This is a genomic window from Klebsiella sp. 1SOBk5mer (assembly GCF_046603115.1).
Classification (GTDB): Bacteria; Pseudomonadota; Gammaproteobacteria; order Enterobacterales; family Enterobacteriaceae; genus Klebsiella; species Klebsiella quasipneumoniae.
Window position 1 is genome coordinate 269808 of record NZ_JBKIUU010000007.1, and the last position, 24898, is coordinate 294705.

General features: G+C 60.5%; 22 protein-coding genes. 5 read left to right on the top strand and 17 right to left on the bottom strand.

Annotated features, from left to right (window positions below):
• Positions 1-92 precede the first annotated feature (92 nt).
• The 3 genes from ndk to ACLH1U_RS17395 form a co-directional block, all read right to left on the bottom strand.
• Entirely contained in the window at positions 93-524 is a 432-nt protein-coding gene (gene ndk, locus ACLH1U_RS17385; RefSeq protein ID WP_004144312.1) for a nucleoside-diphosphate kinase, read from the bottom strand.
• A gap of 160 nt (positions 525-684) precedes the next feature.
• On the bottom strand, positions 685-3009 hold the full coding sequence (gene pbpC, locus ACLH1U_RS17390) for a peptidoglycan glycosyltransferase PbpC (RefSeq protein WP_411299362.1): 2325 nt from the start codon (positions 3007-3009) through the stop codon (positions 685-687).
• On the bottom strand, positions 3010-7959 hold the full coding sequence (locus ACLH1U_RS17395; RefSeq protein ID WP_411299363.1) for an alpha-2-macroglobulin family protein: 4950 nt from the start codon (positions 7957-7959) through the stop codon (positions 3010-3012).
• Positions 7960-8165: 206 nt separating this feature from the next.
• Between ACLH1U_RS17395 and sseA the strand changes: the two genes are divergently transcribed.
• The 3 genes from sseA to ACLH1U_RS17410 all read left to right on the top strand — a co-directional run bounded on the left by sseA (position 8166) and on the right by ACLH1U_RS17410 (position 10782).
• Positions 8166-9023 (top strand): 3-mercaptopyruvate sulfurtransferase, encoded by an 858-nt coding sequence (gene sseA, locus ACLH1U_RS17400; protein WP_023290638.1) that lies wholly within the window; start codon positions 8166-8168, stop codon positions 9021-9023.
• Positions 9024-9187: 164 nt separating this feature from the next.
• The gene (locus ACLH1U_RS17405) at positions 9188-9838 is read left to right on the top strand and encodes a DUF5066 family protein (protein ID WP_023290639.1); all 651 of its coding nucleotides are present in this window, start codon (positions 9188-9190) and stop codon (positions 9836-9838) included.
• Between the two features lie 101 nt (positions 9839-9939).
• Entirely contained in the window at positions 9940-10782 is an 843-nt protein-coding gene (locus tag ACLH1U_RS17410; protein WP_065883060.1) for a hypothetical protein, read from the top strand.
• Positions 10783-10848: 66 nt separating this feature from the next.
• On the opposite strand, the gene sseB is transcribed toward ACLH1U_RS17410, so the two are convergent.
• The 11 genes from sseB to trmJ form a co-directional block, all read right to left on the bottom strand.
• On the bottom strand, positions 10849-11625 hold the full coding sequence (gene sseB, locus ACLH1U_RS17415; RefSeq protein ID WP_072420923.1) for an enhanced serine sensitivity protein SseB: 777 nt from the start codon (positions 11623-11625) through the stop codon (positions 10849-10851).
• 96 nt (positions 11626-11721) lie between these two features.
• Positions 11722-13008 (bottom strand): aminopeptidase PepB, encoded by a 1287-nt coding sequence (gene pepB / locus ACLH1U_RS17420; protein WP_023290642.1) that lies wholly within the window; start codon positions 13006-13008, stop codon positions 11722-11724.
• 107 nt (positions 13009-13115) lie between these two features.
• Entirely contained in the window at positions 13116-13316 is a 201-nt protein-coding gene (gene iscX, locus ACLH1U_RS17425; RefSeq protein ID WP_002913954.1) for a Fe-S cluster assembly protein IscX, read from the bottom strand.
• Between the two features lies 1 nt (position 13317).
• Positions 13318-13653: an ISC system 2Fe-2S type ferredoxin gene (fdx, locus tag ACLH1U_RS17430; RefSeq protein WP_004201872.1), complete on the bottom strand. Its 336-nt coding sequence runs from the start codon at positions 13651-13653 to the stop codon at positions 13318-13320.
• Position 13654: 1 nt separating this feature from the next.
• A complete protein-coding gene (gene hscA / locus ACLH1U_RS17435; protein ID WP_023290643.1) occupies positions 13655-15505 on the bottom strand; it encodes a Fe-S protein assembly chaperone HscA in 1851 nt (616 codons plus the stop codon).
• 15 nt (positions 15506-15520) lie between these two features.
• Positions 15521-16036: a co-chaperone HscB gene (gene hscB / locus ACLH1U_RS17440; protein ID WP_372418350.1), complete on the bottom strand. Its 516-nt coding sequence runs from the start codon at positions 16034-16036 to the stop codon at positions 15521-15523.
• Between the two features lie 74 nt (positions 16037-16110).
• Positions 16111-16434 carry an iron-sulfur cluster assembly protein IscA gene (gene iscA, locus ACLH1U_RS17445; RefSeq protein ID WP_002913979.1) on the bottom strand — a complete coding sequence of 108 codons (324 nt, stop codon included), beginning with the start codon at positions 16432-16434 and terminating at the stop codon, positions 16111-16113.
• A 17-nt stretch (positions 16435-16451) separates the two neighbouring features.
• On the bottom strand, positions 16452-16838 hold the full coding sequence (iscU, locus tag ACLH1U_RS17450) for a Fe-S cluster assembly scaffold IscU (protein ID WP_002913991.1): 387 nt from the start codon (positions 16836-16838) through the stop codon (positions 16452-16454).
• A gap of 26 nt (positions 16839-16864) precedes the next feature.
• Positions 16865-18079, bottom strand: a complete 1215-nt coding sequence (iscS, locus tag ACLH1U_RS17455) for a cysteine desulfurase (RefSeq protein ID WP_017900428.1) — start codon at positions 18077-18079, stop codon at positions 16865-16867.
• A 178-nt stretch (positions 18080-18257) separates the two neighbouring features.
• Complete coding sequence (gene iscR, locus ACLH1U_RS17460; protein ID WP_002913993.1) at positions 18258-18749, bottom strand: Fe-S cluster assembly transcriptional regulator IscR; 492 nt, start codon at positions 18747-18749, stop codon at positions 18258-18260.
• A 256-nt stretch (positions 18750-19005) separates the two neighbouring features.
• The gene (gene trmJ / locus ACLH1U_RS17465; protein WP_023290645.1) at positions 19006-19740 is read right to left on the bottom strand and encodes a tRNA (cytosine(32)/uridine(32)-2'-O)-methyltransferase TrmJ; all 735 of its coding nucleotides are present in this window, start codon (positions 19738-19740) and stop codon (positions 19006-19008) included.
• Positions 19741-19860: 120 nt separating this feature from the next.
• Here trmJ and suhB point away from each other — a divergent pair, with 120 nt between their 5' ends.
• Positions 19861-20664 (top strand): inositol-1-monophosphatase, encoded by an 804-nt coding sequence (suhB, locus tag ACLH1U_RS17470; RefSeq protein ID WP_101862561.1) that lies wholly within the window; start codon positions 19861-19863, stop codon positions 20662-20664.
• Between the two features lie 47 nt (positions 20665-20711).
• Here suhB and ACLH1U_RS17475 read toward each other — a convergent pair whose 3' ends face one another.
• Together ACLH1U_RS17475 and ACLH1U_RS17480 are read right to left on the bottom strand one after the other, a co-directional pair.
• Complete coding sequence (locus ACLH1U_RS17475; RefSeq protein ID WP_411299364.1) at positions 20712-21692, bottom strand: nickel/cobalt transporter; 981 nt, start codon at positions 21690-21692, stop codon at positions 20712-20714.
• Entirely contained in the window at positions 21683-22321 is a 639-nt protein-coding gene (locus ACLH1U_RS17480; RefSeq protein WP_064157315.1) for a DUF1007 family protein, read from the bottom strand. Before ACLH1U_RS17480 ends, ACLH1U_RS17475 begins: the two co-directional genes overlap by 10 nt.
• Positions 22322-22445: 124 nt before the next feature.
• Between ACLH1U_RS17480 and csiE the strand changes: the two genes are divergently transcribed.
• Positions 22446-23723, top strand: coding sequence for a stationary phase inducible protein CsiE (gene csiE, locus ACLH1U_RS17485; protein ID WP_411299365.1), 1278 nt, complete (start codon positions 22446-22448; stop codon positions 23721-23723).
• Here csiE and ACLH1U_RS17490 read toward each other — a convergent pair.
• Positions 23720-24856 (bottom strand): 3-phenylpropionate MFS transporter, encoded by a 1137-nt coding sequence (locus ACLH1U_RS17490; protein ID WP_048336304.1) that lies wholly within the window; start codon positions 24854-24856, stop codon positions 23720-23722. The two genes, csiE and ACLH1U_RS17490, sit on opposite strands and share 4 nt — an antisense overlap.
• Positions 24857-24898 lie beyond the last annotated feature (42 nt).

Sequence of the window (24898 nt, forward strand, 5' to 3'; positions counted from 1 at the left end):
GCAAGCAAGTGAATCCCCGGGAGCATAGATAACTATGTGACCGGGGTGAACGCGCGTAGCCAACGCCGCGACGGTCGAAAAGACGACGAGGATTAGCGAGTGCGCGGGCAAACCTCGCCTTCAGCAAAGAAGAACGCGATTTCGCGTGCAGCGGATTCTACAGAGTCGGAACCGTGGGTGCCATTCTCGGTGAAGCTGTCAGCGTAGTCAGCGCGCAGGGTACCCGCCAGGGCGTTTGCCGGGTTGGTGGCGCCCAGCAGGTCACGGTGACGCTGAACGGCGTTTTCGCCTTCCAGGACGGAAACCACGATCGGGCCGGAGGTCATGAACTCAACCAGACCGTCGAAGAACGGGCGACCTTCGTGCTCAGCATAGAAACCACGAGCCTGCTCTACGGTCAGGTGCAGCATTTTGGTGCCGACGATTTTGAACCCTGCAGCTTCAAAGCGGGAAAAGATGCTGCCAATAACGTTTTTTGCCACCGCGTTTGGTTTGATGATGGAAAAAGTACGTTCAATAGCCATGATTACCTCTAATTAAATGTTCTGTTGTTGCGCATACGATCGTATGGCCTGGCGCGCATTATAATGAGCATCCCCGCCCCTGCCTACGGCTGAAGGTAACATTTTGTTAAAATAAGATGAGTATTGAAAACACAAACCGCCAACAACAAATTTACCCTGGTTATTGCAGGGTAAAACGCGCGGCCGCCGTTTGTCCTGCCTCATCCATCACCACCAGCTGCCACTCGCCGGGCTTATCCAGAGTTAGCGTGGTTCTCGCGCCGGCGGCATCTATCGGCTGGCCGTTGATAAACCACCAGCGCCGCCCTTCACCACCGCTGGTTTGCAGGGGCAACATCACCCGCGCCTCCCCCGGCAGACGTCTAATCACCGCCCCCTCGCGAACCCCGGAGAGCACCAGCGGCGCGGCATCCTGAGTTTGCAACGGCGGGCATGCCTTCGATGCCGGCCCCAGACGCGCGGAGCGACGTTCCCCCGGCGGTAGCCAGGGATCCAGCGGCAGCGGCCAGACCTCCACCACACTTTCGCGCGCCCCGGGACAATCCGCCGCCACCCGTTCGCCGTGTTCATAGCGCCACACCGGGAAGCGGATCCCGCGCACGCCCTCCTGCCCCGGCAACAGCAGGGTCGGCGGCTGGCTGTCTTCCAGCAGCCAGCTGGCCAGGCGACGACGGCAGTTGCTGTCGCCCGCCGGCAGCGCCTGGCCGCCGGGCCAGCAGAGCGTCCCGCGGCTAACCGTTGCCGGTCGCGGATCGATCGGCAGGCCGCCGCGGCTCATCGCCGGGCGGGCGAGCAGCAGATTATTGACCTGATTGAGCAACGGCACCGCGCTGGCGAAGCCAAACTGCCCCACCACCGGCGTACCGTCCGGACGCCCGGTCCAGATGCCAATCAGATAACGCGCATTGAGGCCCACCGCCCACGCATCGCGATACCCGTAGCTGGTGCCGGTCTTCCAGGCCAGCGGCACCACTTGCGGGAGTGAGGCATCGGGAACCGGCTGCGCTTCGCCGGCCAGGATGCGCCGGACGATCCACGCCGCCCCCGGGGATATCAGCGCCCTTTCCACCAGCGGGTCTCCGGGCGTCATGCGCAGCCGCGCCGCCTTCCCGTGGCGGGCAAAGGCGCTGTACGCCGCGACGATATCTTCCAGCCTCGCCCCGGCGCCGCCGAGGATCAACGACAGATTCGGCTCGGCGCCAGAGGGCAGCATCAGGGGCAACCCGGCATTGCGCAAATTCGCCGCGAAACGTTTGGGCCCGTAGGCTTCGAGCACCTGGACCGCCGGCAGATTCAGGGAGCGCACCAGCGCGTCGCTGGCGCTCACCGGGCCGTGAAAGCCGCTGTCAAAGTTACCGGGGCGATAATCGCTAAAGCGCCGCGGCACATCCTGCAATAACGACGCCGGATGGATCAGCCCTTCATCCATCGCCAGCGCATAAATAAAGGGTTTCAGCACCGACCCAGGCGAACGGACCGCCGACGCCATATCAATGTGGCCAAAGCGACTGTCGTCCGTAATATCCGCCGACCCCACCCAGCCGCGGACTTTCATATCCGTGTGGTCGACGACAACCATCGCCAGCGAACTGCGCGGCGGCAGGCGCGACTTCCAGTTCAGCGCCAGATCCTCGAGCTGCCGCTGCAGTCCTGCATCGAGGGTCGTCACCACTTTTTCCTCACGACTGGTCGCCAGCGTCCGGCGGGCGAAGAGCGGCGCCAGCTGCGGCATCTGCCGCGGAAACAGCCACACCGGCTCCTCCATCGCCTCCTTTACCGCCAGTCTCGGCCAGACGCCCTGGCTGACCATGCGCGCAAGGACTTTATCCCGCGCCGCCTGGGCCCGCTGCGGCCAGCGGTCCGGACGTAAACGGCTGGGCGCCTGGGGCAGCACCGCCAGCAGCGCCGCCTCGCCGTAGCTGAGCTGCGCGGGCGGCTTGCCGAGATAAGCCCAGCTGGCCGCGCCGATCCCCTGCAGGGTGCCGCCAAAGGGCGCACGATTCAGATACAGGGTCAGAATTTCGCTCTTTGACAGATGCCACTCCAGCTGCAGCGCCCGCCACAGCTGGCGCAGCTTGCCGCCGAAAGTGCGGGGGTGGGGATCGAGCAGGCGCGCCACCTGCATGGTGAGGGTACTGCCGCCGGAAATGACCCGCCCGGAGGTGAGATCCTGCCAGGCGGCGCGCACTACAGCGAAGGGATTGACCCCCGGATGGCGCCAGAACCAGCGGTCCTCATACTGAATAAGCGCCTGCAGATAGCGCGGCGACACGTCGGCGAGAGTCACCGGATAACGCCAGACGCCCTGCGCGTCGGCAAACCGCCACAGGGGGGTCCCGTCCTCCGCCACGACCACCCGGGCAGGCGTGACGTCATGCAGCGGCAGCGGCCACAGGCGATCGGCGGTCAGAACCGCCAGCCACAGCAGAAAAATAAACGCCGCCAGCCAGCGCCAGCGGCGTTTTACCCGATGCACTACGCGCATTTACGGCGTCACGGTGAGCGGACCGCTGGCGGTCCCGGTCGCCCGCCACTGCGGCACATACATCGATTCCACCTGCGGCTGCGGGACCTGGTAGGTGCCCGGCGTGACCGCCCGCGCCAGGTAGACCAGCGTCACCGGCTGACCTTCATTGACCGCGACAGCGGCGACGAAGCGGTCGTCGCGGAACTCGATATGCTGAATATCGGCCTGCTGCATCTGGTTAAGAAGGTTTTGCACCGCTTCGCCATTCTCCTGCAGGCTGGCGCTGCTGTTGGCCAGATTCTGGTTTTCCAGCTCGAGTCCCGCCGGCAGCAGGTCAACCACCAGCGCGTCAGGCACGTTGCGTCTGGCGGTCACCTCCAGCTTGACCAGCACCAGTTCGCCGCTGCGCAGCGACGACAGCGACTTCTGCCGCCCCTGGGTATCGAAAACGGCGCGTTCAATTCCCAGGACGTTGCCGCCCGGCTGCGGCGCGCTTTGCGGATAGCCGCTGCTGTCCAGACGCAGCCACAGCGGTTGACTGCCGGTGTTGCTCACCTGCAACGTCGCCAGCCGATCGCCGTCGAGGTTACGGGTTTGCGCTTTATCGCCGGCCAGCGGCTCAGCCTGCAGCGAGGTTTGCGCCTGCCAGTCGCCCGGCAGGTCGGCAAGCGTACGTCCGGCAAGGAACAGGGCATTGGTTTCCTGGGTCGACAGCCAGCGCTGGCCGTAGGCCTCTTCCGACAGCGTGCTCAACAGCGTGTTTTGCGCCTCCGGCAGCAGCTTGTTCTCTTCCAGCAGCGCCAGCTTCAGCGCGTCATCGCGAAGCGAGCTGCCGTAATCGCCCAGCCAGCGATTCTCATCATGGCGCGGCGTGACAACCGCCAGCTTCATGGCCTCATCGCCGCGCGGCGCATCGCCCATGGTTTTCAGCGCAATGCCGAGCTGCAGCAGCGGCAGGCCGGATCGCGCCTGGTCGTGACGGCTCCAGATTTCACGCAATGCGCCGAGCGGGGCTTTTTGCTGACGCGCCAGCACCAGCGCGGCATAGGCCTGAGCGGCAAAGCGGCTGGCCTGGGCGTCGTCGCTGTAGCGCACGGTCATCAGCCCCGGCTCCTGAAGATAGCGCAGCAGGCGTTCGTTACCTTTATTAATGGCGTTGACCGGTACGCTATAGCCCTGCTCGCCCGCGCGAACAAGGAAATCCATGGCGTAAGCGGTCAGCCAGTACTCTTCCGGCCCCTCTTTATCCCATAGCGCAAAGCCGCCGTTTTCCAGTTGCATCTGCAGCAGGCGCGAGATCCCGACATCGATTGCCGCGCGACGTTTTTCGTCGCTGTCCCCGCTGATGCCCAGCGCTTTTAGCTGCGCCGCGCTGGTATACAGGGACGGGAACAGGCCGCTGGCGGTCTGCTCAAGGCAGCCGTAAGGATAGGCTTTCAGGTCGCGGATATAGCGCGCGAGATTCAGCGGCGGCTTGCCGCTGAGCAGCAGCTGGCCCTGCAGCGTCTGCGGGGCGAAACCTGCCGATTGCGCCGCTGGCGCCTGCCAGCTTTCGCCGGGCTGCAGCACGGCGCCGCTGTTGACGGTCTGCGCCGGGAACGCCGGACGAACGCCGATTTTCCACTGCTTCTGCAGCGGGGCGAAGGTTTCCCCCGGCAGGCTCAGGCCGCTGATAGTGGCGCTCACCTGGCCATCGCCAAAGCCCGGCAGCGCGCTCACCGGCACAAACAGCGTGCTGCGCGCCCCCGGCGCCAGCTGCACCGACGGCAGTTGACCCTCGGTCAAGGTCACCAGTCCGCTGGCGGCAAGGTGTACCTGCAGAGTTTGCGGTTTATCGGTCAGGTTGCTGAGATCCAGCGCCAGACGGGTGGTGTCGCCGCTGGCGAGGAAGCGCGGGGTATTCAGCTCGGCGATGACCGGGGCGGCCACCACCACTTTATCTTCGCTGCTGCCGAAGTCATCCGCCGTCCAGGCCTGAGCCATCACCCGCAGCTCGCCGTTAAAATCACCGATCGGCAGCGTCACCGTCCCTTCGCCCTGATCGTTCAGTACCACCGGCTGCGCCTGCTGGGCGATGATGGTCACATGGTTAACCGGCGGTTTACCGCCACGTTTTAACTCGTCGCCATCGCCGCCGAAGCGCAGACTGGCCACACGCCCCTGCCCTTCAATCACCTGGCCGTAAATATCATAAATATCCGCCCCATAACGTTTCTGGCCGAAGAAGGCGTTCCACGGATCCGGGGTGGCGTAATCGGTAATATTCAGCACCCCGCTATCGACAGCAGAGAGCAGAACGTTAACCTGCTTCGGCGCCTCTCCCTCTTTGACGCTGGCTTTCACTTTCACCGTCAGCGGCTGGTTGGGGCGCATTTTATCCGGGGCCTCCAGCGCCAGCGTCAGGCGACGGTTTTCATCGCCCAGCGGCAGATGCAGCAGGCCCACCGCGCGTTTCGGCGTCGCCGAGCGGGATTTATCGCCGGGGCGAACCACCAGCGTGCTGAGGTAGAGGTCGTGGCGATTCCAGGCGTTATCCACCGGGATCGACAGGTCCATCCCCTCGGCGGGTACGTCAATCTCCTGCCACCACAGCGGCCCTTCGCTGGATTCCACCATCGCGTAGCCTTTACCCGCCGCCGGGGCGGCGATGTGCAGCCTGATGGTGTCGCCCGGCTTATAGCTCGGTTTATCCAGCTTCATGGTGACCCGGTCCGGGCGCGCTGCGCCGGTGCCTTCGCTGTTATCCTGCCAGCTGTAGCCCGCCCAGAAGCGCACGCTGCTGACGACATCGTCCGGTCCTTTCACCTCCAGGCGATAGGAGCCCCACTCTACCGGAAAGCTCACTTTACCGATCTGGCCGGCCTGCAGATCCAGCGACTCCTCGCCCTCCTGCAGATCTTTTTGATCGAACTGCGACTGCCAGCCTTCGCTATCGGACCAGTTCCAGTAATAATCCCGGCGCTCGCGGATCAGCCGCACCTGCAGGCCGGAAACGGCTTTTTTCTCGCCTTTGGCGTCGGCATAGACGATATCGAACGCGGCGTTGCTGTTTTCATCCACCACCGGCTGCTTCACCGTGGTGTCGGTGCGGTAGTCGTAAACGTCCTTCAGGGTAAATTGCGGGCGGATCCCCGGCAGCGCCTCGGCAGGCCAGATCGGCTGCTTAACCGTACGGGTGACCGGACGCCCACCGGACTCCAGCAGGCTCGCCTGCAACACCACCAGCAGCGGCGAATGGCTATCCTGCCACTGGCTGGAGGTGGTCACTTCGCCATGGCCTTTTTCATCCAGCGTCAGCTGGACTTCATCAAGGCTGCGGGAGAGATTTTCTTCTGCGATATCGCCGAACTCAAAGCCCGGCAGCGCGGCGACGGCGTCGCGCAGCGGGCGCAGGAACAGTTTGCCCTGCAGCGGGTTGCCGCTGGCCGGCGCGCCGTAGAGATAAGCGCCGCTGACGTCAAAGGCGACATCGGCATTCGGCGCGACCGGCGCCGCCTGCGGCGTCAGCTTCAGCGCCATGCGTTCCGGCATAAAGTCTTCGACGTGGAAATCCCACTCGCGGGGCTGGTTGTCGCCGGTGCTGGCACGAATGTGCCACATTCCGGTGGCCGCGCCGCTGTCGAGCGGATAAGTAAACTGGTACAGGCCGTTAACCGGTTTGCTCATCACCGAGCGGATCACCTGGCCATCCGGCTGGACCACCTCCAGCTTCACCGGCTGTTCCGCCAGCGGCTTGCCGTCGCTATCGCGCAGCAGCGCATTGAGGATCACCGTTTCGCCCGGACGATAGAGATCCCGTGGGCCAAACATAAAGAACTGTTTGCTGAAGCCTGGCGCGCCGGCAATGGAGAACTCCGCCAGATCCAGCGCCGGCAGTTTGAGGTCGAGCAGCGTGGTCTGTCCCTCTTTGCGCGCCAGCAGCAGCGCGGCTTCTTTATCGGTTTGCAGGGTGACGTGGCCCTGGCTATCGCTTTTCGCCTGCGCCAGGGTCTGCCCTTTGGCGTTGAGCAGCTGGACATCGATACCAGACTGGGCGGCGCCGTTTTCCAGGCTCTGGGTAAAGACGTCCAGCCGGTTGTGGTAGCGATGCGCCGACACGCCGATGTCGCTAAGGGTAAACAGCGTCGCCGCGTTGCTGTAGCTATAATGACCCGCCGGGTTCATGACCGCCACGTAGACGCCAGGCTGCTGGAGCGGCTTGATGTCGCTCAGCGGCAGCAGCAGCTTTTCGCGGGTATTGCGCGCCGGATTGAGGTCAAAGCGGCCGCTGTATACCAGATCGGCCATCTTCAGCAGCTCGTCGGATTCCCAGTTGCTTAATGAATTGCGGTATTCCCACTGGCTGACGAAGGCCGAGAGCGATTCCGGCTTAATGCGGAAGAAGTTCACGTCGACGTTATCGACGTTCAGCGCCATCACCGGCAGACCGGCGATCACGTTGCCCGGCAGCAGCGAGCCGCGGCTGGCAAATCCGACGCTTGGCGCGATATCGCGGGTAGTCAGGATCTTCTCGAACGGTTTATCGAGCGTCGCCTTGTTCAGGGCGGTCAGCGTCGGGTCGACCGAGACAATCAGCTCGCGCTTTGGCTCAAGGTGACGCAGACGCAGCTCTTTCAGGTTCGGCGCCAGCTCCCAGGCGCCATCTACCTTACCGCTCTTCTTATCCACCAGGTGCACGCGGCGGGAGAAATCCTGGTCCGGCTGCAGCGGTACGGAAAAGGTCAGCACCAGGGTCGCGGCGCCATCCAGCTGCACCTCCGAGGCGTCGAGCAGCGTCAGCGCTTTGCCCTGGCTTTTTTCCGCCAGCGCCGCCAGCTGGGCGCTGTCCGGTTTTGCCGCCGCGCCAGGGCCGCTATCGGCGGCCGGCGTCGGGGCCGTAGCCTGCGGTGTACCGCTGTCATCACACCCGGTTAATGAAAATGCGGTAAGGAGCGCCAGTGACAGCGCCGCTAAACGAAATGGTTTCATCCTTCTAACCCCTCGGCCGGTGAGCCTGATGCAAATTATCACTTTTTATTATGCGTTAAGGCGGCGCTTCTCAACAGTGATGACGCGGGTTTCTGCCGATTAATCAGAAAAGTGCCGTGACGTCGTCCCCACTCTGGCGTCCTTAACTTGTCAGCACCCGATAAAACGCCGACAATTCAGTCATGAATAGTAAAACGGAGGCACCTATGTCCACCTCGTTTTTTGTCGCCGCCGACTGGCTGGCGGAACATATTGATGACCCGGAGATCCAGATTATCGACGCCCGCATGGCGCCCGCCGGGCAGGAGGCCCTGCGCGATATGGCCGCGGAGTACCGCGCCGGCCACGTGCCGAACGCGCTGTTTTTCGATATCGAGGCGCTGTCCGATCACACCAGCCCGCTGCCGCATATGATGCCGCGCGCCGAGGCGTTTGCCGTGGCCATGCGCGAACTGGGCGTCTGCAGCGATAAGCACCTGGTCGTCTATGACGAAGGCAATCTGTTTTCCGCCCCGCGCGCCTGGTGGATGCTGCGCGCCTTTGGCGTGGAGAAAGTGTCGATTCTGGCCGGTGGGCTGGAGGGCTGGCGTCGCGACGAGCTGCCGCTGGAACAAGGGGTGCCGGAGGTGGCCGAAGGAGAATTCGACGTGCGGTTCGATCCTCAGCAAATTAAGCGCCTGACCGACGTGCTGCTGGTCAGCCATGAAGGATCGGCGCAGATTGTCGATGCGCGTCCGGCGGCCCGGTTTAACGGCCAGGCTGACGAACCGCGCCCGGGCCTGCGGCGCGGGCATATCCCCGGCGCGCTGAACGTCCCGTGGACAGAGCTGGTGATTAACGGCGAGCTGAAGACCGTCGACGAGCTGAACGACATCTTTTTGCGTCAGGGCGTCGATTTTGATCGGCCCATTATCGCCAGCTGCGGATCCGGCGTGACGGCGGCGGTGGTCGTGCTGGCGCTCACCACGCTTGGCGTAAACGGCGTCTGTCTGTACGACGGCTCATGGAGCGAATGGGGGGCGCGCAGCGATCTGCCGATTGAACCGGCTCCTGCCGCTCAGTAAACGCCGCATGGCCGCGGACGTCCCGTCCCGCGGCCACTAAATAATTTCTGATTTTCTCCGCTTCATTCTCCTGCCAGTCGCTAAACCAGCTACTCTGTGCTGCCGCAGGGCTTGCGCCTGCCGTGTTGGCTTTACTGCCGCCCACTATATAAGGAAATTGAATGATGGCTTTTTCATTAGCGGATCTCATGGATGTCGTACACAAGCACAACCGCAATCCCACCCCGAAACCGATGCCTGTAGACGAAGTGGATCGCCTGCGCGTCCGGAAATACCGTGATCCGCAAAATAGCGAAACCGTGGCGCTTCCGGAGAGTCTGAAAGCGCTGCTGGCCTACGATTGCCAGCTGACAAGCCCCTACGGTCAACGGGTGCTGGAATCGGTTCTGAACGCCATTGATGAACATGGCGTCCTGCTTTCCGACTCACTGGATGAAGAGGCTTATTATATGAATGGCCTTGATATGATCGGGCTGGATTTTGAAGAGCTAATGCCCGTCTGGAACGACGATCCGCGTCTTCCTGCCCTGATTCGCCTCTGCCATCCCGGGGATCAGCAGGTATTTATCTATGTCACCGAGCGTGATGAACAGGGTGAATATCCTGTCGTCCGTTTCGAGGGTAAAGAGAATGAGCTTTGGCTGGCAGAATCGTCGCTGATTGAATATTTGCAGGGGATTTTTACCGGTGGAAAGGAGAGCCACGACGAATGGCAGCATCAACAAGCCCTCAACGAGTCACGCGATGGCGCCTTGCTGGAGCTGGAATATATTCATGAGGATCTTTACGCCAGGCTCGAAGGTTGTCCTGACTAATTCACCATCGCCCACCGATAGCGCGATTAACGCGCGCCGTCGGGGCCAGCGCCAGGATTGAGCGTTTAATCTATAACCTGATGGCACCACAAGGAGTGAAAATGGCATTAGTCTCCAACCCACATTCTGCTTATTCCCCGCGCCTTCCCTGGCTGGGAGGCATAGCTGGCCTTCTGGTCGGCGGCGCAATCCTCTATTTTTGGCCGCAATGGAACCGGACATGGTTAAGCCTGGTTCCTGCGCCCGTTTCCGTTTATACCCGCTTTCTCGGCGTCACTTTGGAAGACGTCCCGCTGATCACCTATGGTCATCAGGCGCTGCTGGGTTTTCTGATGGTGCTGCTCGCGCCCGGTTACGGTAAATCGACGCTTGCCGCATGGATGATGCACAACCCGGCGTCAAGCCGCCGCTGGCCCGGCGAGGTACTCCGTGCCTGGGCGATGAAATTTGGCCTGCTGGTCATGGTCTTTTGCAATCTGTTCTTTTTGTCCCGGGTCGGATCCGGAACCCTGGCGTTTTATATTTTTATTCTCCAGCACGTCAGCGTTGCCGCGGCAGTGGCATCAGGGGTGCTGCTGCTGCGTGACGCCCGACGTCTGGCCCGCACGTTCGACGCTCAGCTGGCGGATCTGCGCCTTCTGATGCTCCTCACCCTCGGGTTCCAGACGATTTTGCCGGCGCAGATCGCGCTGATGAGCGCCCGGGGCGTGAATACACCGCTGGGCTGGTATATTGTCATTGCGCAGATGGCGGGGGTGTTACTGGCGTTTATGCTGGTCGCCGGGCTGGTAGCAGCGCTACGCTATCTGCTGGGAGAGGAAAGGTGCCGGGCCTTGCGCGGGGATATGGCGCTCTTCAACGGCGTCGTCACGCTGTGCGTGACGGGATTTCTGCTCTATAACATGGTGTCAGCCTATCCGCGGATCGTTGCCGCCCTGCATTAACCTTTGCAACTCCGCTTTTGCATCGAGCTGTAAGCATACTGAAACCGGGGGCAGCCGCCCCCGCTGTCAGATAATACGGTTTTGTTTGAAATCGCGCAGGAAGCTGCCCCAGCGCTTTTCATAGAACGGCGTGATATGGGCAATCATAAAGTGGCTGATGCCCTTCTCGCCTTCCACCACCTGGCAAATATCGATCGGCTCATCGCCGGGCAGGGTATCGGTGGCCACGCTGCCGGTGGTCTGAATGATGGACTCGATATCCCCTTCCGCTTCAATGCCGATCAGCAGATTAGCGGGCGCGTCGGCGTGCTCTTTGATCGAGCACAGGTACGCCCGCTTGACGGTTTTCAGCGTTTTGAACAGCGTGGTCAGCGAATCCACCATCTGCGCCGGCGGCTCGGCGACTTCAGACAGCAGCAGCGCTTCCCCCCCTTCCAGCACCGTCTGGGTGCTGAGCGGGCTGCCCTCTTCCCCGAGCAGATGGCTGATTTCGCGCGGGGTGAACGCTTTACCGTTCGGCAGCTTCGGGTTGAGGAACAGCGATTCACCGAGAGTCATCGCCATCAGCGTGCGGGCCGGCATCATCACGAAAGCCTGTTCGTCTTCCACCGCCTGCTGCAGGGCCTCAAGCGAAGTGAAGAACGGAATGACCGACGTGCCGTCATCTTTTTCCCAGTGCTGCAGATCCAGCGCGCTATCTTCGACAATCTGCTCGCCATCGGCTGCGCTGCCTGGTACCCAGACGGTGGCCTCAAGCAGCGCGCTGAAAAATGCCGGACGATGAGCGGGTTCGGTAGCCGCTTTTTCCAGCAGGGTTTCTAATTCGTTTTTGGTTTCGGACATAGTTTGGCTACTTCAAAAATCGCCCGGCGGCGCTACGTCCGCACGGGCCTGCGGATTTTCCAGGCCGGGTAGGCGTCGCGCCACCCGGCAAGGCCATTACTCAGCCGTCAGCAGATTGGCGATAGTACGTACGCCAAGCCCCGTCGCGCCCGCCGACCACTGCTCAACGGCAGATTTGCGGTAGGTTGCCGAACAGTCGATATGCAGCCAGCCCTGGTGGTAGTTTTCCACGAAGTGGGACAGGAAGCCCGCCGCGGTGCTGGCGCCGGCCGGATAGGCAGCGCTGCCGGTATTGTTCAGTTCCGCGAAATTAGACGGCAGCTGATGACGGTGGAATTCGGCCAGCGGCAGACGCCAGAACGCTTCATTTTCCGCCTGGGCGCTCGCCAGCAGGCGATTCGCCAGCGCATCGTCAAAGCTGAACAGCGCGTGGTAGTCGTTGCCGAGCGCGGTTTTCGCCGCGCCGGTCAGGGTGGCGGCATCGATGATCAGCTCCGGCTTCTGCGCCGAAGCGTCAATCAGGCCATCCGCCAGCACCAGACGACCTTCGGCGTCGGTGTTCATGACTTCGACGGTTTTGCCGTTGCGATAATGAATAATATCGCCCAGTTTGAAAGCGTTACCGCTGATCAGGTTGTCGGCGCAGCACAGATAGAGCTTCACGCGCTTGTTCAGCCCGCGGGTAATAGCGAAGGCCAGGGCGCCGGTGATAGTCGCCGCGCCGCCCATATCGGATTTCATTGAATCCATAAAGGCGCTCTGTTTGATGCTGTAGCCGCCGGAATCAAAGGTGATGCCTTTACCTACCAGACAGGCGTATACCGGGGCTTCTTTATCGCCGGTCGGGTTATAGTCCAGCGCCAGCAAAACCGGCGGACGCTCGGAGCCGCGGCCCACCGTGTGCAGGCCGAGATAGCCCTGCTCACGCAGATCTTCGCCTTTGGTGATGCGATAGCTCATCTTCTCGCCCGCCACGCTGCACAGCAGGTCGACGGCGCGCTGCGCCAGCTGTTCCGGGCCCAGCTCTTCCGCCGGCGCATTGATGGTGTCGCGCACCCAGTCAATAATGGTCAGACGGTTATCCAGCTCGCTTTTCTGCGCATCGTCCAGCGTCGGCCATTCAACTTTACGAGTGCCTTTCGGGCCTTTATAACCCGCCCAGAACGCCCACGCGCGGTCGGTGTTCCAGCCTTCGCCGCTTAACGCGACATGTTTGATTCCCATGCCGTCAATTTTACGCGCCGCGCGCTGAATCAAGCCCAGGTCGTCTTTGCCGTTGAGATGCAGGGCGATGCCGTCATGATTAATGCTGTAAGACGCCTTTTCTCCCCAGCGCGCATCGGCTGGCTGAGTGGAAAGCGTAATCTTCATGGCTTCGGTCATTATCATTATCCTTCTTAGCAAACGGGCCACCGTATGGCAGCCCGTAACGTTCTCTCGCTCAATGATTCATCCGACTTTATACCGCCGCATAAATCATGATGCGAAAATTATTCGGCTTCGTCTAACCAGACTAACAGAATCGCCTCGAGAATTTTTTCATTGGATGCGTTCGGGTCATCATCAAACTCTTCCAGATCGCAAATCCACTGATGCATGTCGGTAAAGCGAACGGTTTTTGGGTCGAGGTCAGGGTAAGCGTCATACAGCGCTTCGCCGATTTCACGACTGTCGGTCCATTTCAGTGCCATATTAGTGCTCGCGTGCGTGGTTGATGGTGTAACGCGGGATCTCAACGACCAGATCTTCGTCAGTGACGCGCGCCTGGCAGCTCAGGCGGCTGTCAGGCTCCAGTCCCCAGGCTTTATCCAGCATATCGTCTTCATCTTCGGTACTTTCCGCCAGCGAGTCAAAGCCTTCACGCACGATGCAGTGGCAGGTGGTGCAGGCACAGGATTTTTCGCAGGCGTGTTCAATCTCGATGCCGCTACGCAGCGCCGCATCCAGAATAGTTTCACCGGTCTCAGCTTCCACAACGATGCCATCCGGACACAGGTCCTGGTGGGGCAGAAATACAATTTTTGGCATTTTAAACCTCGTCCACGGATTGGCCTTTCAGCGCGATACGGACCGACTGATCCATACGGCGGGCGGCGAATTCCTGGGTTTGTGTGTCGATATTTTTAATCGCTTCTTTAATGGCGTCGGCGTCGTCGCCTGCCGCGGCGGCGCGTACCTGCTCCGCAGCGGCATCGATAGCCTGACGCTCCGCGGCGCTTAACAGCGCGGCGTCGGCGGCCAGCGCGCTTGTCAGGCTCTCCAGGACGCGTGCGGCTTCCACTTTCTGTTCAGCCAGCATGCGCGCCTGAATATCCTGTTCGGCGTAGCTCATCGAATCTTTAATCATGGTGGCGATTTCGCCATCGGTCAGACCGTAAGACGGTTTCACCTGAATAGAGGCTTCCACGCCGGTCGACTTTTCCATCGCCGTGACGCTCAGCAGGCCATCGGCGTCCACCTGGAAGGTGACGCGAATATGCGCCCCGCCCGCCGGCAGCGCCGGGATACCGCGCAGCGCAAAGCGCGCCAGGGAGCGGCAATCCTGCACCAGCTCACGCTCGCCCTGCATCACATGAATGGACATCGCCGTTTGGCCATCTTTGAAGGTGGTGAACTCCTGGGCGCGGGCCACCGGAATGGTGGTATTACGCGGGATCACTTTCTCCACCAGGCCGCCCATGGTTTCCAGCCCTAACGACAGCGGGATAACGTCGAGCAGCAACAGTTCGCTGTCCGGCTTGTTGCCGACCAGAATATCGGCCTGGATCGCCGCGCCAATGGCGACGACTTTGTCAGGGTCGATGGAGGTCAGCGGGGTGCGACCGAAGAAGTCGCCGACGCGCTCGCGCACCAGCGGCACGCGGGTGGAACCGCCGACCATCACCACTTCCAGCACCTCTTGCGCCTCAACGCCAGCGTCTTTCAGCGCCCGGCGGCAGGCCATTAACGTGCGTTTTACCAGCGGGGCGATCAGATCGTTAAACTGGCTGCGAGTGATATCGCCCTGCCAGCCGCCGACCTCAACGTGCGCCACCTCGGCATCGCTAAGGGCGATTTTCGCCGCGATGGCGGCATCCAGCAGCTCACGCTGCAGGCGGTTGTCGCTACGGTCGCTGAAGCCCGCCTGCTCGCGCAGGTAGTCCGCCAGCAGATGATCGAAATCATCGCCGCCGAGGGCCGAGTCGCCGCCGGTGGCCAGCACTTCAAACACCCCGCGGCTTAAGCGCAGAATGGAAATATCAAAGGTGCCGCCGCCGAGATCGTAGACCGCAATCACCCCTTCCTGGCCGGAATCAAGGCCATAGGCGATAGCCGCCGCGGTCGGTTCATTAAGCAGGCGCAGCACGTGCAGACCCGCCAGGCGCGCCGCGTCTTTGGTCCCCTGACGCTGGGCGTCATCAAAGTAAGCGGGGACGGTGATGACCACGCCGTCGAGCTCGCCGGCCAGCGCTTCAGTGGCCCGGGCGGCCAGCGCTTTCAGGATATCGGCGGAGACGCGAATCGGGTTCAGCAGGCCGCCGGCGGTCTGGATCATCGGCAGGCCGTTTTCACTGGCCTGCAGCTGATACGGCAGATGCGGATAGCGGTGTTGGATATCGGCGAGGGAGCGCCCCATCATCCGTTTCACGGAGCTGATGGTATTGGCGGGATCCTGGGCGGCGTTCAGCCGGGCGTCATAGCCGACGGTCAGCCCCGATGCGTGGTAATTCACCACCGATGGCAGCAGATAGCGGCCTTGATGATCGGGCAGAGTCTCGGCCTGGCCGCTACGCACGGTAGCCACCAGAGAATTGGTGGTGCCCAGGTCGATACCGGCCGCCAGACGACGCTGGTGCGGCGCGGCGCTCAGGCCGGGCTCACTAATTTGTAATAAGGCCATAATTGCTTCCGAAAATTAAAAATCGAGCAGTTTTTCTTCGAGTTCTTCAGCACTGCTGCGCAGTTTATCGAGGAAACGGAGCTTACGAACCGTGTCCGCCGCCGCCTCCCAGCTCTCATTATGCAATTGGTCAACCATCAGCTGATGGCGGGTATCAAACAGCGCTTTCACTCGTTTGATAAAGCCTTCCAGCCACGCTTCGTCTTTCGCCTGGCCGATCTCATCCAGCTCTTCGCGCAGTTCCAGCTGTTCCATCAGGAACGCGGTATCGCGAACGGTATGCTGCTCGCTGGCCAGATCGAAGCCATGCAGCGAGAGGAGGTATTCTGCGCGGGTCAGGGGATGGCGCAGCGTCTGCCAGGCCTGGTTAATGGTGGCGGAATACTGAACCGCCGCAAGCTGTTCCGCAGCGGGCGCGCTGGCAAATTTATCCGGATGGTACTGGCGCTGCAGATCCTGATACCGGACAGCCAGTTGTTCAAGCGAGAGGGTATAGCTGGCTGGTAACCCGAAGAGGGTGAAATAGTCCATAGTAACCTCAGGGTCATGCATCTAAACGAAAACCCCACGCGCGGCGTGACCGCGGTGGGGTTGGGGAGTACCGATTATACGTTAAAGCTTTCGCCGCAGCCGCACTCATCTTTGACGTTAGGGTTAGTGAACTTGAACCCTTCGTTAAGGCCTTCTTTGACGAAGTCCAGCTGCGTGCCGTCGAGGAATTGCAGACTTTTGCCGTCGATCACGACCTTCACGCCTTTGTCTTCAAACACGGTGTCTTCAGCCGCCGGCTCGTCAACAAACTCCAGTACATAGGCCATACCTGAGCAGCCGGAGGTTCTCACGCCCAGGCGCAGGCCAAACCCTTTTCCGCGGTTTGCCAGGAAGGCATTGACTCGCGCTGCTGCACTGTCGCTAAGAGTAATCGACATAACAAAACCTCAACTAATTATTTTGCTTCACGTTTGCTTTTGTAATCCGCAATCGCGGCTTTAATCGCGTCTTCCGCCAGAATAGAGCAGTGAATTTTCACCGGCGGCAGCTCCAGTTCATCGGCGATATCGGTGTTCTTGATCGCCTGCGCTTCGTCCAGGGATTTACCCTTCACCCACTCGGTGACCAGAGAGCTGGAAGCGATAGCGGAACCGCAGCCGTAGGTCTTGAAGCGCGCGTCTTCAATGATACCTTCATTGTTGACTTTAATCTGCAACTTCATCACGTCGCCGCAGGCCGGCGCGCCGACCATGCCGCTGCCGACGTTCTCGTCGCTGTTGTCAAAAGAGCCGACGTTGCGCGGGTTCTCGTAATGATCGATAACTTTTTCGCTGTAAGCCATGATGAATTCTCCTTATTGGTGCCGAATTAGTGATGTGACCATTCAATACTGTTCAGATCCACGCCCTGTTTGAACATTTCCCACAGTGGAGAAAGCTCGCGCAGACGGCCAATGGATTTACGAATCAGGTTGATGGCGTAGTCAATCTCTTCTTCGGTAGTGAAACGACCTAAAGAGAAACGAATAGAACTGTGCGCCAGTTCATCAGTCATGCCTAACGCGCGCAGCACGTAGGATGGCTCAAGGCTCGCGGAAGTACAGGCTGAACCGGAGGAAACCGCCAGGTCTTTCAGCGCCATAATCAGCGACTCGCCTTCAACATAGTTGAAGCTGACGTTAAGAATGTTCGGCGCGCCCTGCTCGAGGTCGCCGTTGAGGTACACTTCTTCCATATCCTTCACGCCGTTCCACAGACGGTTGCGCAGCGTGCGCAGACGCGCCATCTCGCTTTCCATCTCTTCTTTGGCGATACGGTAAGCTTCACCCATGCCGACGATTTGGTGAACAGGCAGAGTACCGGAACGCATACCGCGCTCGTGGCCGCCGCCGTGGATTTGCGCTTCGATACGAATACGCGGCTTACGACGCACGTACAGCGCGCCGATGCCTTTCGGACCGTAGATTTTGTGACCGGAGAAGGACATCAGGTCAACTTTCAGCTGGCTCAGATCGATAGGCAGCTTGCCCACGCTCTGGGTGGCGTCAACGTGGTAAATGATACCGCGGGCGCGACACATCTCGCCGATGGTAGCGATATCCTGCACCACGCCGATTTCGTTATTCACATGCATGATGGAAACCAGGATGGTGTCGTCACGCATCGCCGCTTCCAGCTCTTTCAGATCGATAATCCCATTGCTCTGCGGCGCCAGGTAGGTCACTTCGAAGCCTTCGCGCTCCAGCTGACGGCAGGTATCCAGAACCGCTTTATGCTCGGTTTTGCTGGTGATGATGTGCTTGCCTTTTTTCTGATAAAAGTTGGCTGCACCCTTGATCGCCAGGTTGTCGGATTCAGTCGCACCAGAGGTAAAGACGATTTCGCGCGGGTCGGCACCGACCAGCTCGGCAATCTGATTGCGGGCGATATCAACCGCCTCTTCAGCCTGCCAGCCAAAACGGTGGGAACGGGAGGCCGGGTTACCAAAGGTCCCGTCCATGGTCAGGAACTGCATCATTTTCTCGGCAACACGCGGGTCCACCGGCGTGGTTGCGGAGTAATCGAGGTAAATCGGTAATTTCATTGCTCTTAAACTCCGTACATCACTCAATGCAAGGAATCAGGCAACCGGCTTGATGTACGACCGAGTACACGGAATGTCGGAGCATCCCGGCCTGATTCTGAAAGCTCTTTATAATCGTTGTCCCGCCGTTTCGCGCTGCCTCGCCCTGTCAGCCGCAGCCCGAAACGGGACGGGTCACTCAGGCGCGCAGTTTAACGTCGATCGCGTCCTGGGTGCGCGCATTGCGCTGGGTTTCGTGCTGATGCTGACGACCGGAAACATCGAGGATCTCCTGGTTATTCACCAGTTCCCCGAGGGTGATATTGTTCAGGAAGCCGGTCAGGCGTTCGCTCAGATCGCGCCACAGCGCGTGAGTCAGGCATTTATCGCCGCCCTGACAGCCGCCCTTGCCCTGGCAACGGGTAGCGTCAACGGATTCGTCCACGGCGCTAATGACTTCGCCGACGGCGATACTGCCGGCATCTTTACCTAACAGATAACCGCCGCCTGGGCCACGAACGCTGGAAACCAGGCCATTTTTACGCAGGCGAGAGAACAGCTGTTCCAGATAGGAAAGCGAAATTCCCTGACGCTCTGAAATATCTGCCAACGGCACCGGGCCCGTTTCAGAGTTGAGCGCAACGTCAAGCATCGCGGTCACGGCATAACGCCCTTTAGATGTCAGTCTCATGTCTTACTTAACCTCAAACTCGCCCCTGGCCGGGCTTTTTATTAATATGGGTATTGCATAGCAGGGCCAAGTCTGACATTCCCGAGTAATTTGGTCAACTATTTACTTGACTGTTTTAGTCAGGTATTTGGCTTTCCGTGCCGTTTTCCTTCCGCGTTGCCGGGCGCCCTCACCCCGGCTCTCACCCACCAGGAGATAGCAAGGCCCGCGTGATTTGCATGCCGGATAAGCGCAGCACCATCCGGCATCAACGCGGTTACTTGCCTTTATTCTGCTGGTCAATCGAGGCCAGCATGCCGCGCAGGATGTTCAGCTCCTGGCTTTCCGGGCGCGCACGAGTGAACAGACGACGCAGTTTGTTCATCACCTGCCCCGGATGATTCGGGCGAATAAAGCCCGTCGCCAGCAGCGTCTGCTCAAGATGACCGTAGAAACGCTCCAGGTCATCTACCAGCGGGTACGGCGCTTCTTCGTGCTCAACCGCCGGCTGCGCTTGCTCCTGCGCCGCCAGCCAGGCCATCCGCACTTCGTAGGCGATAACCTGCACCGCCATCGCCAGGTTCAGCGAGCTGTACTCCGGGTTGGCGGCGATGGCCACATGGTAGTGACACTTCTGCAGTTCGTCGTTGGTCAGGCCAACGCGCTCGCGGCCAAACACCAGCGCCACCGGCGCATGCTGGCCTTCGGCGATGCTTTTCAGGCCGCATTCGCGGGGATCGAGCATCGGCCACGGCAGCGTGCGGGAGCGCGCGCTGGTGCCAACCACCAGGCTACAGCCCGCCAGCGCTTCATCAAGGGTATCGACGATCTGCGCGTTGCCAATGACGTCGCTGGCGCCCGCGGCCAGCGCAATGGCCTGGGAATCAGGTTTCACCAGCGGATTGACCAGCCACAGGTTGGTTAAGCCCATGGTTTTCATCGCGCGGGCAACGGAGCCCATATTGCCGGTGTGGGAGGTTTCTACCAGTACGATTCGAATATTTTGCAGCATTATGGTTCTTCGGCTAAAGATTATTCGGGCATGCTACCATAAAACGGAGACATAAGCAGAATTCGCTGTTATTATATGCGCCGTTTTTTCCCGTTCTTTAACATCCAGTGAGAGAGACCGATGCATCCGATGCTGAACATCGCCGTGCGCGCCGCGCGCAAGGCGGGTAATTTAATTGCCAAACACTACGAAACGCCAGACACCGTAGAAACCAGCCAGAAAGGCAGCAATGATTTTGTGACCAACGTCGATAAAGCCGCTGAAGCGATTATTATCGAAACCATTCGCAAATCTTACCCGCAGCACACCATTATCACCGAAGAAAGCGGTGAACACGCTGGTGAAGAGCAGGATGTTCAATGGGTTATCGATCCACTGGATGGCACCACCAACTTCGTTAAACGTCTGCCGCACTTCTCTGTTTCCATTGCCGTACGCATCAAAGGCCGTACTGAAGTCGCGGTGGTTTACGATCCGATGCGTAACGAACTGTTCACCGCGACCCGCGGCCAGGGCGCGCAGCTGAACGGCTACCGTCTGCGCGGCAGCAACGCTCGCGACCTCGACGGCACCATCATCGCGACCGGCTTCCCGTTCAAGGCGAAGCAGCACGCCACCACTTACATGAATATTCTCGGCAACATGTTCGCCGAATGCGCCGATTTCCGCCGCACCGGCTCCGCCGCGCTGGATCTGGCCTACGTTGCCGCCGGCCGCGTTGACGGTTACTTTGAAATTGCCCTGAAACCATGGGATTTCGCCGCAGGCGAGCTGATCGCACGTGAAGCAGGCGCTATCGTTTGCGACTTCACCGGCGGTCATAACTATATGCTGACGGGCAACATCGTTGCCGGTAACCCGCGTGTGGTGAAAGCGATGCTGGCGAATATGCGCGAGCAGCTGAGCGACGCGCTGAAGCGTTAATCTCTTGCAGATGTAAAAAGGAAGCCGCGGCTTCCTTTTTTTATGTTCTAAAACGGTCGCAAACCGCCGCTTGGCGCGATCGCGCTACTCCACATCACGACAGCGGCCACCAGCAGCGCCACGCCGCCGGCCAGCGCCAGCGTCAGCCAGCCCACCTGACGCCACAGCGGCGGCGCCTGATGCCGACCCAGCTTCACCGCCAGCTGGCGAAAACTGTGCACCAGCAGCGCCAGCGCCGTGATAGTTAATGAGGTCCCTGCCGCCATCGCCAGCGCCGCCGCCATCCCCCAGTTGAACACCCCGATCACCTTGCTGAACAGCAGGACCATGATCGCCCCCGAGCAGGGACGCATGCCCATCGACAGGACAATCACGGTGCGAGCCCGCCAGTCGTCGCCGGCCTGCAGCTGCTCCGGGGCCGGGAGATGCTGATGCCCGCAGCCGCAGTGTTCGTTATGAACATGATGCGGGGTAAACGCGGTAAACGTTGGCCGGCTCAGCAGCAGACGCAGCTTTTTCAGCGCCCGCCAGCAGAGCAGCAGACCTAACGCGCCCACCAGCAAATAGCTCCCCTTCTCGAGCCAGAAACTACTGAGATGCAGCTGGCGCGCCGGCAGCTGCAGCAGCGCCAGCACCACTACCACCAGCGCGATAGCCACCAGCCCCTGCAATAAAGAGGCGGCCAGCGTCAGGTTAATACTCGATTTCAACTTCGAGGGATGGGTGGCAAGCCAGGTGGTAATGACAATTTTGCCGTGGCCGGGCCCTAAGGCATGGAGCACCCCGTAAACGAAGCTGAACCCAAGCAGCGACAGCCCCGCCGCCGCCGGGTTCTTCGCCACCGCCTGCAGCAGGCGGCTGAGCTCCAGATTGAGCGCGCGCTGCCAGACCGCGCTCTGCATCAGCACCTGCGGCCAGGCCTGCCACAGCCAGAAGCCGCCCGTGACGCTCACGGCCAGCAGTAGCGCCAACGGCCACAGCGCTTTCCAGCGCGACGCGCGCGTGCGCGGGGTAAAAATTACTGACATGTCAGGGTCACCTTCTGGGCAAAATAGCTGCCCAGCGCCATATCCTCCGGCGGCGCATCCGCTTTATCCAGCGACTGGGCGTATGAGAGCATTTTGTCATTCGGTTTTGGCGTCATTACCGTTGCCTTACAGTCGGCCTGCAGCGCTGCGGGCAGGGAAAAATCGCTATCTTTGTCATAAAACATGTCGACATAGTAGGTCGGGTCGAAAGTGGAAAAGGTAAATGTCTGTCCGGCAACGGGTTGCGGCGTCGCCAGCGGCAGGGTGAAGGTCAGTACCGCCTGCAGGCCGTCGCGCTCAAGGCCGTAGCCGTCGGGGCGATTTTCAAATTTCACCCGCTGGCCGTTGTGCCACAGCTCGCTGAAATAGTGCTGGCCGAGCACGTTGGCCATCACCTCCGCCGCCAGTTTTTTCCATACTTCGCTGCCTGGTTTAGCGTTTCCGGCGTCGTAGAGCAGATCCGATGAGGTAATTTCATCCATCGTCCAGCGCATTTTAAACCCGCTCAGCAGGCCGTCTTTGACCACCGGCTCGCTCTGCAAACTGATGAAGCTATGCGGATGCGCGGCGGCTGTCCATGATAAAACCATGAAAAACGCCGCGCTGGTGCATTGTTTCACTCTGTTCATCTGTTCCTCACGTGAAAAATTCTGTGAACTTCGCCAGCAATCCTGAGCTAAAGCGGGCGCACTTCCCTGCCCCCGCCGCTGTCATTGTCTATTCTTAGCGGAAACCCTAACTGGAACTTACCAGATGATGACCGTCATTGAACCACCATCTGCGCTTTCCAGTCCACAGCGCCGTAGCCAGGTGCTCCTGATGTTTTATCTGCCCGGACAGTCGGTAACGACTGAACGGCTTGGCAGAATCAACCTCGTTGATGAGACCACGGCCCGGCAGGATATTGAGGAGACCGGACGCGAAATTCAGCGTTACCACCGCCTGACCCTTCGGTCACAGGTGGACGGCAGCTATCGGATTGAAGGCGCCGCGCTCGACCAACGTTTATGCCTGCTGCATGCGCTGCGGCGGGGCCTGCGCCTGTGCCCGCAGTTCGTTAACCATCATTTTACCCCGGCGCTGAAAACGCAGCTTAAACAGGAAGGCATCGCCCGTACTCTGTACGATGATACTAACCTGCAGGCGCTGGTGAACCGCTGCGCGCGAGCGCTCAATCGCCAGTTCGACTGCCGGGACGTTCAGTTTCTGCGCTTGTACCTGCAGTACTGTCTGCTTGAGCATCACCGGGGATATTCACCCGACTTCAATGATGAACAGCAACGCTGGGCGCAGACCGCCGCCGAGTTCACCCTGGCGCAGGAGATTGTCCGCCACTGGCAGCGTCGGGTCGGCGCGACGCCGCATGTCGGAGAGCCTTTTTTCCTCTCGCTGCTGTTTATGATGCTCAAAACCCCCGATCCGCTTCGCGATGGTCACCCGCAGGATCGACGCCTGCGGATGGCTATTTCCGGCCTGATCCACCGCTTCCAGATGCTCGCCGGCAGGTCGTTCAGTGACGAGCAGGGGCTGAGCGATCAGCTTTATATTCACTTGTCGCAGGCGTTGATCCGCAGCGTGTTTGCTATCGGCATCGATAACACGCTCACAGAGGAAGTGAGCCGGCTCTATCCTCGCTTACTGCGCACCACCCAGGCGGCATTGAGCGAATTCGAGGAGGCCTGGCACGTCCGTTTTAATGAGGAAGAGACCGGCTTAATCGCGGTGATCTTTGGCGCCTGGCTGATGCAGAAAAGCGACCTGCATGAGAAGCAGGTCCTGCTGCTGACCGATGATAATCCGAATATGGAGGCGGCCCTGGAGCAGCAGTTGCGCGAACTGACGCTGCTGCCGCTGAACATCAAATACCAGAGCGTAGAGCGCTTTCAGAAAGAGGGGGCGCCCAAAGGGGTGACGCTTATCGTCACCCCCTATGCGACGGCGCTGCCGCTGTTTTCACCGCCGCTGATCCACGCGGAGAACTGCTTCACTGAACGCCAGCAGCAGCATATCTGCGCGATGCTCGAAGACTAGGCCGCCACCGTTTTTGGCCGGATAGCCAGCGCCGGGATGGTCAGCAGCGCCATCACCCAGAACACGCCCTGGTGCAGGTGTTGGTAGAGGAAGCCGGCGAAGACGGTCATGATGGCAATACTGCCGCCCATCGCCACCGCTGAGTAGACGGCCTGCAGGCGGATCACTTCGCTGCCCTGGCGGGCGGCGATATAGCGCATCGCCGCCAGATGACACACCGTAAAGGTGCCGCAGTGAAGGATCTGCGCGAGGATAAGCCCCGGCAGCGCCGTGGTCCAGCCCATCAGCGTCCAGCGGACCAGCCCGCACAGGGCAGAGAGCAGCAGCAGATCCCGCGCGCTGAAGCGGCGGAACACCTTTTTACTCAGCGCGAAGATCACCACTTCCGCCACCACGCCTAGCGACCACAAATAGCCCACCGCCGAGGCCGAATAGCCTGCCTGCTGCCAGTAAATGGCGCTAAAGCCGTAGTAGGCGGCGTGCGCCCCCTGCAGCAGGCAAACGCAGGCGAGAAAGCGCCAGCTCTGGCGCACCAGCGTCAGCCAGGCCGCCAGCCCGGCCCCCTGCTGCTGGCGCGACGCCCCCTCGGGCATCACCGACGGTTTCAGCAGCATGCCGAGCAGCATCGAGGCAACGCCCAGGCTGAGCATCAGCAGGATCGCCCGGTAATCAAACAGGCTCACCAGCTTGCCGGTCAGCGCCGAACCAATCACAAAGGCGATGGAGCCCCATAGCCGCACCCGGCCATAGTCCATGGTGATTTGCTTTTGCCAGGTATTGGCCAGGGCATCCGTCAGCGGCACCAGCGGCGAAAAGAACAGGTTGAAGCCCACAATGATCGCCAGCAGCCATGCGACGTGGCTGCCGGCCCAGAAGGCCAGCGCGAAGAGCAAGGTTAACAGCGCCAGCACGCGCAGCGCGGCGATCAGCCGGGAGGGGTCGCTCACCCGCGGGGCGATCAGCAGGCTGCCGAGAAAACGGGCTACCAGACCGGCGCCGAGCAAGATGCCGATGGTTTCCGGGGTCAGTCCGTTACCGGCCAGCCAGACGCTCCAGAAGGGCAGAAAAATACCGTAGCTAAAAAAGTAGGTGAAGTAACTGAGCGCCAGCCAGCGCGTGGAGTGCAAGACCATGATTCCCTCCCGAATGGAGGCGACAGTCTGGCGATAAAGCGG